Raw genomic sequence first — 14824 nt, 5'->3', positions numbered from 1 at the left:
AACCGCTCGTCATGGTCGAGCGCCCATTTGAGGCACTGCTCACGCACCTCGCAGCCGGCGCATACGCGCTTGGCGTCGCGCGTGGACCCGCCCTTCTCGGGGGAGAACGACGGGGGCTCCTGGGATCCCGATTGCGGCCGATTGGCGTCCGTGGCGGGCCTTGCCGAACGTTTGCGGGATCCGGAGGGGATGAAGCTGGGCGGGGTCGCCGAGTCCATGCCTTCGTTGCCGTCAGCCATATCCTGTGTTCCTCCATAGCCGGTTGTGTTCTCATGTCACTTTGGCACAGCGCGTGCGAAACCGCGCCCGGCCGCCGCCATACCTGCGCAGTAACGGCACATTAGGGCGTAGTCCGCGGGCCGGCGGCCGTCGCGTGACGATGCGCATGCCGATATGTCGATGAAACGACCGGTCTATCATATCCGTTCCGGAAATGCGGTATTGACACGGCATTGACTTGACAAACGCCGGATCGCGTGTGTGTAATTTAACAGCCGGCCGTACGGGCGGCATACAAGAAAACCATCGGCCAAGGAGGAGACGCATGTGGGGTGTCGTCGAGGATTCCTCCGATGAACCGTTCGCGGAACTATGGGGGCTGTTCGCTCCGGACGAGGATCTGTCGTGGCAGCACAAGGCGCTGTGCTCCCAGACCGACCCGGAGGCGTTCTTCCCCGAGAAGGGCGGGTCCACGCGCGACGCCAAGCGCGTATGCGCCGGCTGCGAGGTGCGTGAGCAGTGCCTCAAATGGGCGCTCGACCATGACGAGCGGTTCGGCATCTGGGGCGGCATGAGCGAACGGGAACGCCGCCGCTACAAGAAAGAGCACAAGGAGCAGGCGTAACCCCTTCGCGAGGGCGCGCGTACACTGGAGACCATGAATTCCACGGGCAGCAGCGAAATCGAGCAGGCCATCGCCGCCGCATTGGCGGACCGTCCCTATTCCCATCGGCAGGACGTCGATGATTCCGTGGCCGCGGTGGTCACCGTCGAGGACGACCTGCGGTTCTTCCCCGACACCTTCCGCGCGTTGCTGCGCCAGAGCGTGCTGCCCGGCATGATCGTCGTCGTCGACTGCGACGGCGCCGGCCAGCCGGCGAAGACGGCCAGCTTCGACGTCATCCCGTCCCCGTCCGGTCCGGTCTCGAGCGTGCCCGACGCGAAGACCGTCGAGATCCGGCTCGTACGCGTCTGTGGCGCCGTCTCGTTCGCCGACGCCGTATCCAAGGGCATGACCGCCGCGCGTCTGCCCGACGGCGTGCGCGCGTGGTGGATGCTGCACGACGATTCGCGTCCCGCCGACGAGGACTGCCTCGCCCGACTGCTTGACGCATGGCGCAACAATTCGTCCGCCGGCCTGCTGGGAGCCAAGCAGCTCGACTGGCAGGCCCGCGATCTGCACGACGTCGGCCGGTACGCCGGGCACCACCGTGTCGAATCCCTCGTCGTCGACGGCGAGGAGGACCAGGAGCAGTACGACTCGAGACAGGACGTGTTCGCCGTCTCGCTGGCCGGCGCACTGCTGCCGGTGCGCACGCTGGCCGAGCAGGGGGGCGTCGACCCGTGGTTCACCACCTTCGGCGAATCCGACGACTTCTGCCGGCGCATCTGCCTTGACGGCGGCAGGGTCGTCGTCGTGTCCGCGGCACGCATCGCCCACCGCCGCGCCCGGTTCGAAGGCATTCGCTCCCGGGGCGGCGAGCCGGTCGAGGAGGGTCGTCTCAACCCGTCTATGACGGTGATGCACGCCGCCCAAAAATACCTGTACACCGACATCGCCATGGCCTTGTGGCCCTTCGTATGGGTGCTGCGCCTCGTGCGCGCGGTGGTCATGGCGGTCCGCCAGCTGGTCTCCAAACGTCCCTATGAGGCCGGATGCGAACTGTGCATGCCATGGCTCGCACTGCTCGGCCTGCCGCGCGCCGTCGCGGCCCGGTCCCTGGTGGCCCGGCACAGCAGGGTGCCGTTGAGCCGGTTGGGCGCGCTGAGCGTGAACCGCCAGCAGCTGGCCCAATGGCGCGACCGCGCGCAGGCGCTCGAGGACCAGCGGCACACGATCCTGCTCAGCCCGCTCGCCAAGGCCCACCTGCGCCGTCGCCGCGTCCGCCGCTGGGGTCTGGCGGCGGCGATGGCCATGATCGCGTTCGTCGCCGTGGCCGTGACGTACCGCCATGCGATCGTGCCCGCCTTCTCGGGCGGATCCCTGTATTCGAGCGGTCTGCTGCCCACGGCGGCCACCATGCGCCAGCTCGCCCAGTCGGCCACCACCCCATGGGTGTTCGGTTCCGGCACCGGCATCCCCGCGCCTCCCACCCCATGGCTGCTGGTGTGGCTCGTCGCCTCCGTATGCACCGCCGGACATCCGGCGCTGGCCCTGTCCCTGATGTTCTTCCTCGCCGCGCCGCTGGCGGCCCTTTCGTTCTGGGCCCTGGCGGGAGTGTTCACCCGATCGGACGCGGTGCGCGTCGTCTCCGGTTTGCTGTGGGCCGCGCTGGCCATGGCCATGGGACTGTTCGACGCGGCCGACCTGCCGATGCTTACGGTGATGGTGTTTCTGCCGGCCGCGTTCGCGTTCGCATTCCGTGCCGTGGCCATGTACCGCACCGAAGACCAGATCCGCGTCCACCAGTCGGTCCAGTCCGCGGCCCTCGCCTCCCTGTGCTTCATCCCGGTGGTCGCCGCCGAGCCGCAGTTGCTGCTGCCTCTGATCATGATCTTCCTCTCGTTCCTGATCATGGTGCGCCGCCATCGTCTCATGCTGCTGCTCATGCCGGTGCCCGCCGCCTTCGTCGTGGCGCCCACGTTGGTCAACTCGATCCGCTATTCCTCGGAAGGGGCATGGCGGCAGCTGTTCGGCGACGCGATGGTGCCCTCCGTCGCATCCAACGGAACGCCCTCCGCCATCAACCTGCAGGGCGTCATCGCCCGTGCGTTCGGACTCGACGCGGGATTCGGCCTGGGCTCGCTGCCGGGCGGCGACCTGGCCGCGATCATCGCCGCCTCCGTGCTGCTGGTGCTGTTCGCGCTCGCCGTATGCGCCCTGTTCGCGCCTATGGCGCTCAGGTTCTCGACGATGATGTGGTCCGTTGCGGTGTGCGGCGGATTGCTGTCGCTGTGCTGTGCCCGCATCGTCGTGGCGACGGGGGAGGACGGCGACGTCGCCGCCTCCGTGCTGCCCGGATGCGCGCTGATGCTGCTCGGGGTCATGTCGTGCGCATGCCTGGTCTCCGGCGCCGCCGTCAAGCGGTTCGTGCCGTTGCGCACCAGCGCCGCCGGCGATGCCGCACGCGGACGCTCCTCCTCGCGCAGCATCGCGCGCACCGCCGTCGTGCACGTGGCCCGTGTGATGCTCGTCGCGATCCTGACCGCGGCGCTGGCCGCGACCGCGTGGCTGGGGGTGCTGCGCACCGACGGCGGCGTGGACGTATCCGGATCGGGACTGCCGATGGTCGCCTCCGACTATCTGCGGCAGGGGGCGGACCATCGCATTCTCGCGCTGCGCGCCGTATCCGGCAACAGCGTCGAATACGCCGTCATGCGCACCGCGCGGGGCGATCTGATCGACAGTTCTCCGGCACAGCGCGTGCGTGCGGCGTTCACCGGCGCCGACCAGGCCGATACGGTCATCGCCGAATCCGCGGCCAGGCTCATGGCGGGAGGCGACGCCGAGGCGATCGCCGCGATCAGCCGTCTCGGCTTCGGAGGCATCTTCGTCTCGTCCGGCACCGCCGACGGCTCCGAGGAGGCCGCGCAGCGCCTGAACAGCAACGTCACCGCATCGGAAGGCACGCAGTCGGTGGTGGCCTCGGACAACGGCACCTACTACCGGCTGACCATCAACAGCGCCGACAGCCAGAACATCGACACCTCATGGCAGCGGCGCACGCAGACCAGCCGGTGGCGTTACCTATGGCTGTGGTGCATGGGCGCGATCCTGGCCGTGTACTGTCTGGTCGCCCTGCCGCACCGCACCTACCGTTATCGTGAGGAGGAGTCATGACGCAGGAACGGGCAGTCCGCCGTCACGCCGCGCGCAAGGGTCTGGGCGTCGCCCTCGGCACGCTCGGCGCGATCATCGTCGTATCGCTGTTCGCCGCGATGACGATCATCCGTCCTCTGCCGGGACTCGCCGACGGGACCGGCAACGGCAGCGGATCGTCGTCGCAGACCGTCAGCCAGCTGCAGCTGCAGTCGTACTGTCCGGCGCGCATGAGCCTGGCCGACAACGGCACGTACGGCGACAGCGCCTATCAGGCCACGGCCGGCGACATCGCCTCCGCCGCACGCTACGCGGCGTTCGGCTCGGTCTACCGCGCATCGATCGGCACGCTGGACGGCTCCGGCACGTCGACCGCGCTGGCCGGAAGCTCGCAGGACGAAACCGTGCTGACCGGCAGCGGCGACGTAGACGACGCGCCGTCGCTGCTCTCCACGCGACTGCTTGAATCGAAGAGCGGCACCGGCGCCTCCGCGGCCGTCGCCTCGTGGGCAACCGAAGGCGATCTGCGCGGCGTATCCGCCGCCTCCTGCGTCACTCCGGCGCTCAGTCACGGCTTCCTGCTGCCCGCGGCCGGCACCGGCACCACGCAGCAGCTCGTCATCGCCAACCCGTCATCGAAATCGACCACCGTGCAGGTGCGGGCATGGGGCGCGGACGGCAAGCTGACCCTGTCCACCGGCGAAAGCGTCACGATCAAGGCCAAAGGGGAGACGGTCACCGACCTGTCCGCGGCGGTCGGCGGGCAGAACGCCCTCTACGTGACGGTGTCCAGCGAACAGACGCCGGTCGCGGCCGTGGTGCGCGTCGTCTCCATCGACGGGCTCACGCCGCAGGGCTCCGACTACGCCGTACCCTCCGGGCAGGCGCGCGCCACCTCCGTCATGCCCGGCATCGAATCCGGCGACCGCGTGCGCCTGATCGCCTACGGCGGCAACGACGCCTCGGTGAGCCTGTCGTGGGTCACCGGGCACGGACTGTCCACCATCGGCAAGCAGGAGCTTCACGGCGGCCGGACGGCCGTCTTCGATCTGGGCGCCGCGCCCAAGGACGCGCTCGGCGTGCTCGCCACGGCCAGCGGCCGCATTTCGGTCGCCGCGCAGGTGGTCAGATCAGCCTCCGACGGGCAGGCCGATTTCGCGCTGATCCGCAGCGAGACCTCGACGGCGTCGTCGGCCATCGCCGTGCCCGGCGACCTGACGGCGACGATCACCATAGCCAACCCCACCACGTCGGGCGCCTCTGGAACCCTGCGGGCATACGACGCCGGCGGCACGCTCGTCGGCGAACGGGACATCGACGTGCCCGCCGATTCGGCCCAGTCCGTCAAGGCGTCCGACATCGCAGGCAAGGCCGTGATCATCCGTCTCGAAGTGGGCGACGGCGAGCTTGCCTGGGGGGCGCGGCTGGCCTCGGACAAGGTGGGCCAAGCCAAGGCGGCCGGCGTGGCCTATCTGTCGGCGTCGCCGCTCGCGCAGCTGACCGAACGGATCTGGGCCAACCAGAATCCGTCCGTGGTGCGCTGAACGTCTCCCGGCCGGTCACAGCCCCCAGTCGGGGTCGATCTCCTCGGGCCTGCGACCGAACAGCTCCGCCAGACGGGAGACCACCTCGTCGCGGATGATCAGCTGCATGTCCATACGGCCGCGCGCCACGGCCTGGATCGGCATGCGATACAGCACGATCCTCGCAGGCATGCCATGCGAGGCGGGAAAGCACTGGGAGTTGAAATTCGGCTCCGGCTCCCACGGCGCCGGCTGCGAAGGCGGCACGTCCTCGACGGCGAACTGAACGGACTTGACCATCTGAGGCCAGGCGCCGTTCAGCCGGCGGATCTGCGCGGCCACCATGTCGTCGAACATGCCGCTTTTCGTGCGATACCGGGGCAGACGGGTGCCGAACATCGGCGTGCGCGTGCCGCGCCCGTGACGGTTGCGATACACGCGGGAGTTCCAAGGAGCTTCGATCATGCACTCCACCATAGGCCAAGGCGGCGGCATCGCGGGTCGCAAGCCGCGACGTGAGCTACGATACTGTCATTGGCATCGGTCGGGGAAGGCCGGGCGGAAAGCGGAAAGGCGGGCATCGTGATGGGGATACGCGCGTGGGACGACGTCGACTGCCGGGCGATGGTCCGTCGGATGAGGGCCATCGCCTTCGATCTCGACAACACGCTGGCGTCGTCCAGACAACCCATGGAGCCGGGCATGGTCGTCCGGTTCACCGAGCTCACCCGCCTGCTGCCCGTCGCCGTCGTCACGGGAGGCCGCTACGGGCTCGTCGTCAGCCAGGTGCTCGACGTGCTGGGCAAGGACGCCGACCTGGACCACCTTCATCTCATGCCCACCAGCGGCACGCGCTATTATCGCTGGCGCGACGGCGCATGGCGGCTCGAATACGCGTACGATCTGAGCGACGCGGACCTTGCCGCCGCGGTCGCCTCGCTTGAACGGCGTGCGCGGCAGCTCGGCCTGTGGGAGGAACGCATCTGGGGCGAGCGCATCGAGAACCGCGGCAGCCAGATCACGTTCTCGGCGCTCGGCCAGGGGGCCCCGGAGGCCGCCAAGCGCGCATGGGATCCGGACGAGAGCCGCAAGCGTCGTCTCGCCGCCGCGGTCGCCGCCGATCTGCCGCATCTGAAGGTGCGTCCCGGCGGGTACACGAGCATCGACATCTCCCTGCCCGGCATGGACAAATCGTATGCGGTGCGCCGTCTCGCCGACTCGCTTGGCATCGGGACGGGGGATATCGTCTTCGTCGGCGACCGGATGACGCCGGGCGGCAACGACTATCCTGCCGCCCAGACCGGCGCCGAGGCGGTAAGCGTGTCCTCTCCGTCCGACACGATCCGTCTGCTCGACGGCCTGCTGCCGTGCCTGCGGGGGCGTGTGTCCGCAGATGCGCCAGGAATCGCGACAGAGACCATGCCGGACACGTCCGTGAGTGCGGACGACGTGAGATGAACGGGGAAAGGGACGGCGTGAGTCCGCGGCCCGCGCGGCCTGTGCAGCCTATGCGGGCCGCACGGCGCGGACGCGACGGTGACCATTGGCTCGCACCTGCATGCCGGGCCGCGCTCGGTCTGCTGCTGCCGCGCGGCTGCGCCGGCTGCGACAGGCCCGACGACGTGCTGTGCGACGAATGCCGTTCGTTGCTGCGTCGCGATCTCGCCCGGCCCATGCCCGGCAGCGTATGCGGGAAGGCCTACGGGTGCGGCATCTACGAAGGGGCCGTACGTCGCGCCATTCTGTCATGGAAGGATCATGGAGACGCCGAATGCGATGCCGTGTTCGCGTCCCTGCTCGCCGATCTGGCATGGCGTTGCGGCGTGGTGCGCGCGGGGGAACGCGTCGCGCTTGTGCCGGCGCCGTCGTCCCCCTCGTCGATGCAGCGTCGCGGACGCTGGCATATGCGCGATCTGACGATCCGTACGGCACGGCTGCTTGCGGACCGCGGGGTCGACGCGACATGCCTGCCGGTGCTGCGGTCCGCGCGGCTGTCGACCAAATCGGTGCAGACCGCGAACGCGGCCGAACGTGCGGAGCGCATCCGCGACGGCATCATCGTCACGGACGCCGTCGCCTGCCGGCGTCGCGAGCTGATCGTGATCGATGACATCATGACCACCGGATCTACGCTGCGCCGGTGCGTCGCCGAGCTGGGCGGGGCTGGAGGCGTGACGCGCGCCGCACTGACCCTCGGCCATGTGCCGGCGCGCCACGGGTCAGGAGGATCGTGACGGCTTCGTGACGTGACGTTTCGGCAGTCTGATCTCGAAGTCGGCGCCTCGTTTGTCGTCCACGACCCGCACCGTGCCGCCATGCAGCTGTGCCGCCCAGCGTGCGATCGACAGGCCCAGTCCGGTGCCTCCGGATTCCGTGCCGGGGCCGGTCTTGCCCTTGACGAAACGGCGGAAGATGACCGCACGCTCCGCTTCGGGTATCTGCGAGCCGAAATTGACGACGTTCGTGACGATCATGCCGTCCGTGTCGTCCTCGTGCGCCTCGACGAGCACGGTGGTGCCGTCGGCGGAATGCTTGAGCGCGTTGGCGATGATGTTCGTGAACAGCTGACGCAGACGGTCCTGGTCGCCCTCCATGCGGATGGAGTCGTCGACCCGCAGCAGGATCTCGTGCGCATGCCCCGCATCCGCGATCTCGAGCGGTTCGATCGTCTCGTCGAGAAAGTCGCGGAAGTCGAACTCCTCGACGTTCAGGCTCGCCGCTCCGGCCTCCATGCGTGACAGGTCGAGCAGGAAGGCGATCAGATCGCTCAGACGATGCGTCTGGCTGAGCAGCCCCTCCAGATTGGCCGGCGTGGGCTCGACCACGCCGTCGGCCATGTTTTCGACCATCGCCTGCAGGGCGGAGACTGGCGTGCGCAGCTCATGGCTCACGTTGGCGATCATGTCGAGACGCATCTGATCGGCATGCTGCAGCTCCTCGGCCATGTCGTTGAACGCTCGCGTCAGCTGGCCGATCTCGTCGTTGCTGTCGGTGCCCATCTGCACGCGAACCGTGTAGTCGCCGTCGGCCATCGCGTTCGCCGCGTCGCGCAACTGGCGCAGGGGAGCGGTCAGCCCATGCGAGAACAGATAAGTGATGCCGAGCGCGACGATCAGGGTGAGCGGCATGGCGATCCACCCGCTCCAGCCGACCTTCTGCAGGATCCACGCCATCACGAACACGATGAGCGTCGCGATGACGATGAGCACGCTCAATTCGACCTTGAGCGAGGAGAAGAAACCGATCGGGCGCACCACCTTGCGGCGTGGTGCGCCCGACGGACGATTCGACTTCGCAGTCATCGGTGATATCCCGCCGCTCACTGGGCCGGCGGCTCGAACGCGTAGCCGACGCCGTGCACGGTGCGGATCGTTTCCGAACCGAGCTTGTGGCGCAGGGCCTTGACATGCGAATCCACGGTCCTGGTGCCGGAGGCGTCGACCCAGTCCCACACCTCTTCAAGCAGCTTCTCGCGCGTGAGCACGGAACGTGGCTTGCGGGCCAGCGTGGCCAGCAGATCGAATTCGGTGGGGGTCAGATGCACCTGGTTGCCGTTGAGCGTGACGATGCGCTGCGCCGGATCGATCACCAGGGAGCCGAAATCGAGCAGCTTCTCGTTTTCGGAGTTCTTGGCGATGACCTTCGCACGCTCCACGCGTCGCAGCAGCGCCTTGCAGCGGGCGATCAGCTCGCGCATTGAGAACGGCTTGGTCATGTAGTCGTCCGCGCCGGCTCCGAGGCCGATCACCTTGTCGGCCTCGTCGTCGCGGGCGGTCAGGATCAGCACCGGCACCGGACGTTCCGCCACGATGCGCTTGGTCGCCTCGAGACCGTCCATCACCGGCAGCATGATGTCCATGATCACCAGATCGGGCTTGAGCTGCTTCGCCGCCTGCACCGCGCTCGCGCCGTCCGAGGCGACGCGAGCCGTCCAGCCTTCGGCCGTGATGCGCTGCGCTACCGCGGTGGCGAGGGTGGGTTCATCCTCGACCACCAGCACGGTGCGCGGCGTGGTGGAGCGGGTGGAAGTGTTCAGCATGGGGGAACCGCCTTTCAGTCTGTCGGTTCCAAGAATACAGCTCCCAGCGCCGGAATGGTGAGTTTCGCCGACCAGTCGCGCGAATGGTACTCGACCGGTTCCGCCTCGAACGTGCCGTTGTGGATGTCGGATCCGCCGTAGATCGCGTCGTCGGTGGTGAGTACCTCACGCCACTTGCCGCCCTGGGGCAGCGCCACCTGATAGTCGCTCCATGCCTCGCCGGAGAAGTTGACCACGACGACCATCTGCTGGCCGTCCTTGCCGATGCGCACGAAGCTGAGCGTGTTGTGGTCGGCGTCGTCGCTGGTCAGCCACTGGAAGCCCTTCGGATCGAAGTCCTGGCTCCACAGCGCGGGGGAGGCCTTGTACAGCGCGTTCAGGTCGGCGACGAGCTTCTGCACGCCGCGGTGGTCCGGCCAGTCGAGAGCCGCCCAGTCGACGGAGCTCTCGTGGTTCCACTCGCCCCACTGCGCGATCTCGTTGCCCATGAACGTCAGGTTCTTGCCCGGATGCGCCCACTGGTAGGCGAACAGGGCGCGCACGCCGGCGTACTTCTGCCAGTCGTCGCCCGGCATCTTGCCATACAGCGAACCCTTGCCGTAGACGACCTCGTCGTGGCTGATCGGCAGCACATAGTGCTCGGAGTAGGCGTAGACCATAGAGAACGTGATCTCGCCGTGGTGCCATTTGCGGTTGATCGGCGTCTCATGCAGATACTGGAGCGTGTCGTGCATCCAGCCCATGTTCCACTTGAGGCCGAAGCCGAGGCCGCCCTCGTCGGTCTGCGCGGTGATGCCCGGGTACGCGGTGGACTCCTCGGCGATCATCATCACGCCGGGGTTGTTCTTGTACGCGGTGGCGTTGGCCTCCTTGAGGAAGTCGATCGCCTCGAGGTTCTCGCGCCCGCCGTAGATGTTCGGCCGCCACTGACCGGGCTGACGGCTGTAGTCGAGGTAGAGCATCGAGGAGACGGCGTCCACGCGCAGCGCGTCGACGTGGTACTCCTTGAGCCAGAAGCTCGCGTTGGCGACGAGGAAGTTGCGCACCTCGCGGCGGCCGAAGTTGAACACGTAGGTGCCCCAGTCCGGATGCTCGCCGCGCAGCGGGTCCGGATCCTCGTACAGCGGCGTGCCGTCGAAACGGCCGAGCGCGAACGCGTCCTTCGGGAAGTGCGCCGGCACCCAGTCCATGATCACGCCGATGCCGGCCTGATGCAGGCGGTCGACGAGATACTTGAAGTCGTCGGGGGAGCCGAGGCGCGAGTCGACCGCGTAGTAGCCGGTGACCTGGTAGCCCCACGATCCGGAGAACGGGTGCTCCGCCAGCGGCATGAACTCGACGTGGGTGAATCCCTCCTCCTCGACGTAGGGCACGAGCTTGTCCGCGAGGTCGCGGTAGTCATGCACGTCCTTGCGCCAGCTGCCGGCATGCACCTCGTAGATGCTCACCGGGCCGTCGTGCGGGTTCGTCTTGGCGCGCTTGTCCATCCATGCCGCGTCATCCCAGTGATGGACGGAATCGACGACGATCGAGCCGGTGGCCGGCGGGATCTCGTGCGAGCGCTCCATCGGATCGGCCTTCATCTGCCACTCGTAGTTGGCGTTGAGGATCTCGTACTTGTACACCTCGCCGGCCTGCACGCCCGGGATGAAGATCTCCCACACGCCGGAGGAACCAAGCTCGCGCATGGCGTGGCGGCGGCCGTCCCACGAGTTGAAGTTGCCGACCACGCGCACGGCGTGCGCGTTCGGGGCCCACACGCTGAACGCGGTGCCGACGACCTGCTCGCCGGCGGTGCCGTCCGCGCCGCCCATCGGGTCGTCGAAGCGCATCACATGCGCGCCCAGCGCGTCCCACAGACGCTCATGGCGGCCCTCGCCGAACAGATAGGTGTCCATTTCGCCGATGGTGGGCAGGTACCGGTAGGGGTCGTCCTCGACGACGGTCACGCCGCTGCCGTAGACGGTGCGCACGCGGTAGTCCGGCACGGTCCAGCCGTGCTCGTTCTTCGACGCCGGCACGACGGCGGTGAAGATGCCGTTGTACTCGTGCGGGGCGTCGGTCTCGCCGTCCTGCGTGATGATGGTCACCGTCTTGGCCAGGGGGCGCAGCACGCGGATCGTCACGGTGCCCTCCAGCGGTCCCTCGCCGAGATGCCCGCCGAGCACCTCGTGGGGGTTGTAGAACGCCGCGTTGCTCACCGCGTCCAGGTCAGCCTGGTTCACGGGCACGGCACGGATATCGTCGTTGATGTGAGAGTGTGTAGCCATAGGAACAAAGTGTAGAACCGGTTTGCCGAAAAACGGGTATTATTGGCGCGTCGCCCGTCATTTTCGGGCGTTTTGGACAAGGTCCACGCCGCATGCCATAATCGTTCGGGTTTGTCTTAGGCTCGTACGGAGGATTCATGGGTTACAAGGTCGGCGATATGGTTGTCTATCCGCGTCACGGCGCGGCTAAGGTGGAGGCCATCACCGAGCGGACGGTGAAGGGCGTGACGAGGGAGTACCTTCAGCTGTCCGTGCTGTCTTCGGACGGACTGGTCATCAATGTGCCGGTGGAGAACGCCAAGAAGGTCGGCGTGCGCGACATCGTCGACGCGAACGAGGTGGCGAAGGTGTTCGAGATCCTGCGCACCCCGATCATCGAGAAGGAAATGAACTGGTCCCGCCGCTACAAGCTGAACGTCGAGAAGATCGCCACCGGCGACGTCAACAAGATCGCCGAGGTCGTGCGTGACCTCGCCCAGCGCGACGTGGACGACCACGGCCTGTCCGCCGGCGAGAAGCGCATGCTCACCAAGGCGCGTTCGATCCTCACCTCCGAGATCGCGCTGAGCGAGAAACTCGACGACGCGGACGCGCAGCGCCTGCTCGACGTGAACCTCGGCTACGAGGAGCCGCGTCCCGGCGACGACAAGCACCACACCAAGGCTCCCGAGGAGCCGGCGGCTGATACGTTGGCCCGACTCGAGGCCGAGGGCAAGAAGTCCAAGAAGCGCTGAACCGGTACCGGCCGGCGGATCCCGGTCGTTGTTTCCGGTATCGACGCGATCGTTCCGATCGTGATGACGGCCTGCGGCGGCGTGCCGCGGGCCGTTTTTTGATATCCGTTGATTTCGATATCCGTCCGCCGTCGGGTGCGGTGGACGGACGGATGGTGCATGAGCGGGGAGGAGCCGACGATGACGATGCTGATAGGACAGGGATTCGACGCGCACCGGTTCGCCGGTCCGGCGGATCGGCGCCCGTTGTGGCTGGCATGCCTCGAATGGGACGGCAACGGCATCGAAGGCGATTCGGACGGCGACGTGGCCGCCCACGCGCTGATCGACGCGCTGCTGTCCGCCGCGCATCTGGGCGACATCGGCACGCTGTTCGGCGTGGGCGCATCGTCGGCCGGGGCAGGCCGTCACGGCACCGACATGCTGCAAGAAACCGTCGAATATCTGCATGCGCACGGGTTCGCGCCGTCATCCGCCAGCGTCGCGCTCGTCGGCAATCGGCCCAAGATCGGCCCGCGACGGACCGAGGCCGAGGCCGCGTTATCGGCCGCCGTCGGCTGCCAGGTCTCCCTGACCGCAACCACCACCGACGGCATGGGCTTCACCGGCCGCGGCGAAGGCATCGCCGCCATCGCCACGGCCCTGGTGGAGCCACGCGGCTGATCTTCGTCGCTTCGCTTCCGGTCATATCCCGTTACGTCGTGTCACGGCAATCCCGTTGCGTTGCATCCCGTTACGTCGCATCCGCATCGACTTCTCCTTGCTTTCGTTTCTCTCCGGCCATCTCCAGCGCAAGGATTCCGGGAAATCGTCCCCCTCGTCCCGGATTTCTTGCACTGGCGTCGGCTCAGTGCAAGGAATCCGGGACAGATCCCCTTATTCCCCGGAATTGTTGCGCTGACGCCCGCTCAGTGCAAGAAATCCGGGACGAGGGGGATATTTTCCCGGAATCCTTGCGCAGCGCGACGGGTGGCGCAAGGAAAAGCGGTCAACGGATTTTCGGTACACCGGCATCGGTGAGCTTGGCCTCCAGACGCTCAAGGTGCGTCACGTCTTCGAAGAACAGGTGCACGACGACAGTGACTCCTTGCATCTTAAGATCGCGCTCCCTGCGCCGTTCGTAGTCCAGTTTCGCCTGCAGACTAACCCTTCCGGAGTTGCCGGCATCGGCGTATTTGGCCATGCCGTCATATTCGGCCACGATGATGCGTCCATCGGCAAGCTTCCAGCAGAAATCGACACGATACGGCATGTTGGGATTATCGAGGTTGACGAACTCGATCTGCATCAATGGCTCGGCATAACCGAGATCGACGATATGCGCGTAGACCCATGATTCGCCGCCGTTCTCCCGAAGAGGATTGGCATGGTGCAGGAGTCTTTTCACCGCGGCTTCGTCGCAATTAACCCGGATCATCAGTGTTTCGACTTCGGCTCGAGTGACATGGCCGGATCTCAATGCGGAATCATATATGGCCAAGGCATTGGCGAATGGTATGGCGGCGCAGTCGATGAGTGTTCGGGCCGGGGACGTGACCGGTATGTTCCTGCATTTCCAACGTGGGATCTCGTGCATGTAGATGCGATGCAGCCGCGCGGTGTCGCCATGCCCGGTACCTTGGGACGAGGCGATGCTCACCGTTCCGTCATGCAGTGAGTATGAGTGTTGATATCGGTACACGCAGGCGGCGCTCAACCCGGCGAACGTCCAACGTGGATGGATCATCGTCAACGCCTGGATCGTATGCAACGAGCGTTCCTCCGGATTGAGCGTGTCCCAGTACTCCGTGCGTGCGAAGAGATTCGGATACGGTGAGACGACCTCCAATGACCGTACTCGTCTCCGAAGGGCATGGTACAGCGCGCCTCCGTCTCCGATGGCGCACCGCCGTTCTTGTTCGGCGGTTTTGAGCAGTGCCGTGACTCGTTTGTGCTCTTTCATGGTTCGACGCTAAACGTATGGAAGCCGATGGCGCAAGTCGAACCGAGCAATGTGGATAAACGCTATTTTCCGGGTGTGTTGTGGATAACTTGGCATTATCGGAAGCGGGAAAACTTCCATCACGAGATGCGCTTCCCCGGATTTCTTGCGCTGGCGTCGGCTCAGTGCAAGAAATCCGGGATGAGTCGCCTTGTTCCCGGGATTATTTGCGGCGCTATTGCTGTTTTCGTGGGTGTGGGTTCGTTGTTGAGTCGTTGAGGGAGTAAGAGAAAAGCGCTTTCTGGGTAGGATGTTTAACGACCAAGAAAAACAACAACCAAAAAGCGCCTGATGAACA

Annotated in this window: 13 protein-coding genes and 1 pseudogene; 8 read left to right on the top strand and 6 right to left on the bottom strand. The window is 66.5% G+C overall.

What is annotated here, in order from left to right; genetic code table 11:
• Window positions 1-119, bottom strand: a pseudogene (locus tag JS533_RS11995) (WhiB family transcriptional regulator); the annotation flags it as partial.
• A gap of 425 nt (window positions 120-544) precedes the next feature.
• Here JS533_RS11995 and JS533_RS11990 point away from each other — a divergent pair.
• Genes JS533_RS11990 through JS533_RS11980 form a run of 3 tightly spaced genes read left to right on the top strand, consistent with a single transcriptional unit; the run spans window position 545 to window position 5523 of the window.
• The gene (locus JS533_RS11990) at window positions 545-844 is read left to right on the top strand and encodes a WhiB family transcriptional regulator (RefSeq protein ID WP_241514882.1); all 300 of its coding nucleotides are present in this window, start codon (window positions 545-547) and stop codon (window positions 842-844) included.
• A gap of 33 nt (window positions 845-877) precedes the next feature.
• On the top strand, window positions 878-4000 hold the full coding sequence (locus tag JS533_RS11985; protein WP_241514880.1) for a glycosyltransferase family 2 protein: 3123 nt from the start codon (window positions 878-880) through the stop codon (window positions 3998-4000).
• Entirely contained in the window at window positions 3997-5523 is a 1527-nt protein-coding gene (locus JS533_RS11980) for a DUF5719 family protein (RefSeq protein ID WP_241514879.1), read from the top strand. Before JS533_RS11985 ends, JS533_RS11980 begins: the two co-directional genes overlap by 4 nt.
• 15 nt (window positions 5524-5538) lie before the next feature.
• On the opposite strand, the gene JS533_RS11975 is transcribed toward JS533_RS11980, so the two are convergent.
• Window positions 5539-5967, bottom strand: coding sequence for a metallopeptidase family protein (locus JS533_RS11975; RefSeq protein WP_241514878.1), 429 nt, complete (start codon window positions 5965-5967; stop codon window positions 5539-5541).
• A gap of 120 nt (window positions 5968-6087) precedes the next feature.
• Here JS533_RS11975 and JS533_RS11970 point away from each other — a divergent pair, with 120 nt between their 5' ends.
• Window positions 6088-6960: an HAD-IIB family hydrolase gene (locus JS533_RS11970; protein WP_241514886.1), complete on the top strand. Its 873-nt coding sequence runs from the start codon at window positions 6088-6090 to the stop codon at window positions 6958-6960.
• Window positions 6961-7010: 50 nt separating this feature from the next.
• Window positions 7011-7736 carry a ComF family protein gene (locus tag JS533_RS11965; RefSeq protein ID WP_241514877.1) on the top strand — a complete coding sequence of 242 codons (726 nt, stop codon included), beginning with the start codon at window positions 7011-7013 and terminating at the stop codon, window positions 7734-7736.
• On the opposite strand, the gene JS533_RS11960 is transcribed toward JS533_RS11965, so the two are convergent.
• From JS533_RS11960 to glgB, 3 genes are read right to left on the bottom strand one after another with little or no spacing between them, the layout of a single operon-like run.
• Window positions 7722-8804, bottom strand: a complete 1083-nt coding sequence (locus tag JS533_RS11960) for a sensor histidine kinase (RefSeq protein ID WP_241514875.1) — start codon at window positions 8802-8804, stop codon at window positions 7722-7724. The two genes, JS533_RS11965 and JS533_RS11960, sit on opposite strands and share 15 nt — an antisense overlap.
• Before the next feature lie 17 nt (window positions 8805-8821).
• Window positions 8822-9541 carry a response regulator transcription factor gene (locus JS533_RS11955; protein ID WP_033494781.1) on the bottom strand — a complete coding sequence of 240 codons (720 nt, stop codon included), beginning with the start codon at window positions 9539-9541 and terminating at the stop codon, window positions 8822-8824.
• A 14-nt stretch (window positions 9542-9555) separates the two neighbouring features.
• Complete coding sequence (glgB, locus tag JS533_RS11950; RefSeq protein WP_241514873.1) at window positions 9556-11811, bottom strand: 1,4-alpha-glucan branching protein GlgB; 2256 nt, start codon at window positions 11809-11811, stop codon at window positions 9556-9558.
• A gap of 137 nt (window positions 11812-11948) precedes the next feature.
• On the opposite strand from glgB, the gene JS533_RS11945 reads away from it, so the two are divergent.
• Together JS533_RS11945 and ispF are read left to right on the top strand one after the other, a co-directional pair.
• Complete coding sequence (locus JS533_RS11945) at window positions 11949-12545, top strand: CarD family transcriptional regulator (protein ID WP_033494777.1); 597 nt, start codon at window positions 11949-11951, stop codon at window positions 12543-12545.
• Between the two features lie 186 nt (window positions 12546-12731).
• Window positions 12732-13208, top strand: coding sequence for a 2-C-methyl-D-erythritol 2,4-cyclodiphosphate synthase (gene ispF, locus JS533_RS11940; protein WP_241514884.1), 477 nt, complete (start codon window positions 12732-12734; stop codon window positions 13206-13208).
• Between the two features lie 325 nt (window positions 13209-13533).
• Here the strand turns inward: ispF and JS533_RS11935 are convergent, their stop codons facing one another.
• Window positions 13534-14487, bottom strand: coding sequence for a hypothetical protein (locus JS533_RS11935; protein WP_241514871.1), 954 nt, complete (start codon window positions 14485-14487; stop codon window positions 13534-13536).
• 27 nt (window positions 14488-14514) lie between these two features.
• Here JS533_RS11935 and JS533_RS11930 point away from each other — a divergent pair, with 27 nt between their 5' ends.
• Window positions 14515-14745 (top strand): hypothetical protein, encoded by a 231-nt coding sequence (locus JS533_RS11930; protein ID WP_241514869.1) that lies wholly within the window; start codon window positions 14515-14517, stop codon window positions 14743-14745.
• Window positions 14746-14824: the final 79 nt, after the last annotated feature.

Origin of the sequence: Bifidobacterium amazonense, assembly GCF_018555435.2 — a bacterium.
Classification (GTDB): domain Bacteria; phylum Actinomycetota; class Actinomycetes; order Actinomycetales; family Bifidobacteriaceae; genus Bifidobacterium; species Bifidobacterium amazonense.
The sequence above is the reverse complement of the archived record's forward strand: the minus strand, read 5'-3'. Positions and strand labels throughout refer to the sequence as shown.

Coding starts and splice junctions, on each gene's coding strand:
- JS533_RS11990 (WP_241514882.1), top strand. CDS start 545: ATGTGGGGTGTCGTCGAGGATTCCTCCGATGAACCGTTCGCGGAACTA.
- JS533_RS11945 (WP_033494777.1), top strand. CDS start 11,949: ATGGGTTACAAGGTCGGCGATATGGTTGTCTATCCGCGTCACGGCGCG.
- JS533_RS11985 (WP_241514880.1), top strand. CDS start 878: ATGAATTCCACGGGCAGCAGCGAAATCGAGCAGGCCATCGCCGCCGCA.
- JS533_RS11955 (WP_033494781.1), bottom strand. CDS start 9,541: ATGCTGAACACTTCCACCCGCTCCACCACGCCGCGCACCGTGCTGGTG.
- JS533_RS11930 (WP_241514869.1), top strand. CDS start 14,515: ATGGCGCAAGTCGAACCGAGCAATGTGGATAAACGCTATTTTCCGGGT.
- JS533_RS11965 (WP_241514877.1), top strand. CDS start 7,011: ATGCGGGCCGCACGGCGCGGACGCGACGGTGACCATTGGCTCGCACCT.
- JS533_RS11970 (WP_241514886.1), top strand. CDS start 6,088: ATGGGGATACGCGCGTGGGACGACGTCGACTGCCGGGCGATGGTCCGT.
- ispF (WP_241514884.1), top strand. CDS start 12,732: ATGCTGATAGGACAGGGATTCGACGCGCACCGGTTCGCCGGTCCGGCG.
- JS533_RS11960 (WP_241514875.1), bottom strand. CDS start 8,804: ATGACTGCGAAGTCGAATCGTCCGTCGGGCGCACCACGCCGCAAGGTG.
- JS533_RS11935 (WP_241514871.1), bottom strand. CDS start 14,487: ATGAAAGAGCACAAACGAGTCACGGCACTGCTCAAAACCGCCGAACAA.
- glgB (WP_241514873.1), bottom strand. CDS start 11,811: ATGGCTACACACTCTCACATCAACGACGATATCCGTGCCGTGCCCGTG.
- JS533_RS11975 (WP_241514878.1), bottom strand. CDS start 5,967: ATGATCGAAGCTCCTTGGAACTCCCGCGTGTATCGCAACCGTCACGGG.
- JS533_RS11980 (WP_241514879.1), top strand. CDS start 3,997: ATGACGCAGGAACGGGCAGTCCGCCGTCACGCCGCGCGCAAGGGTCTG.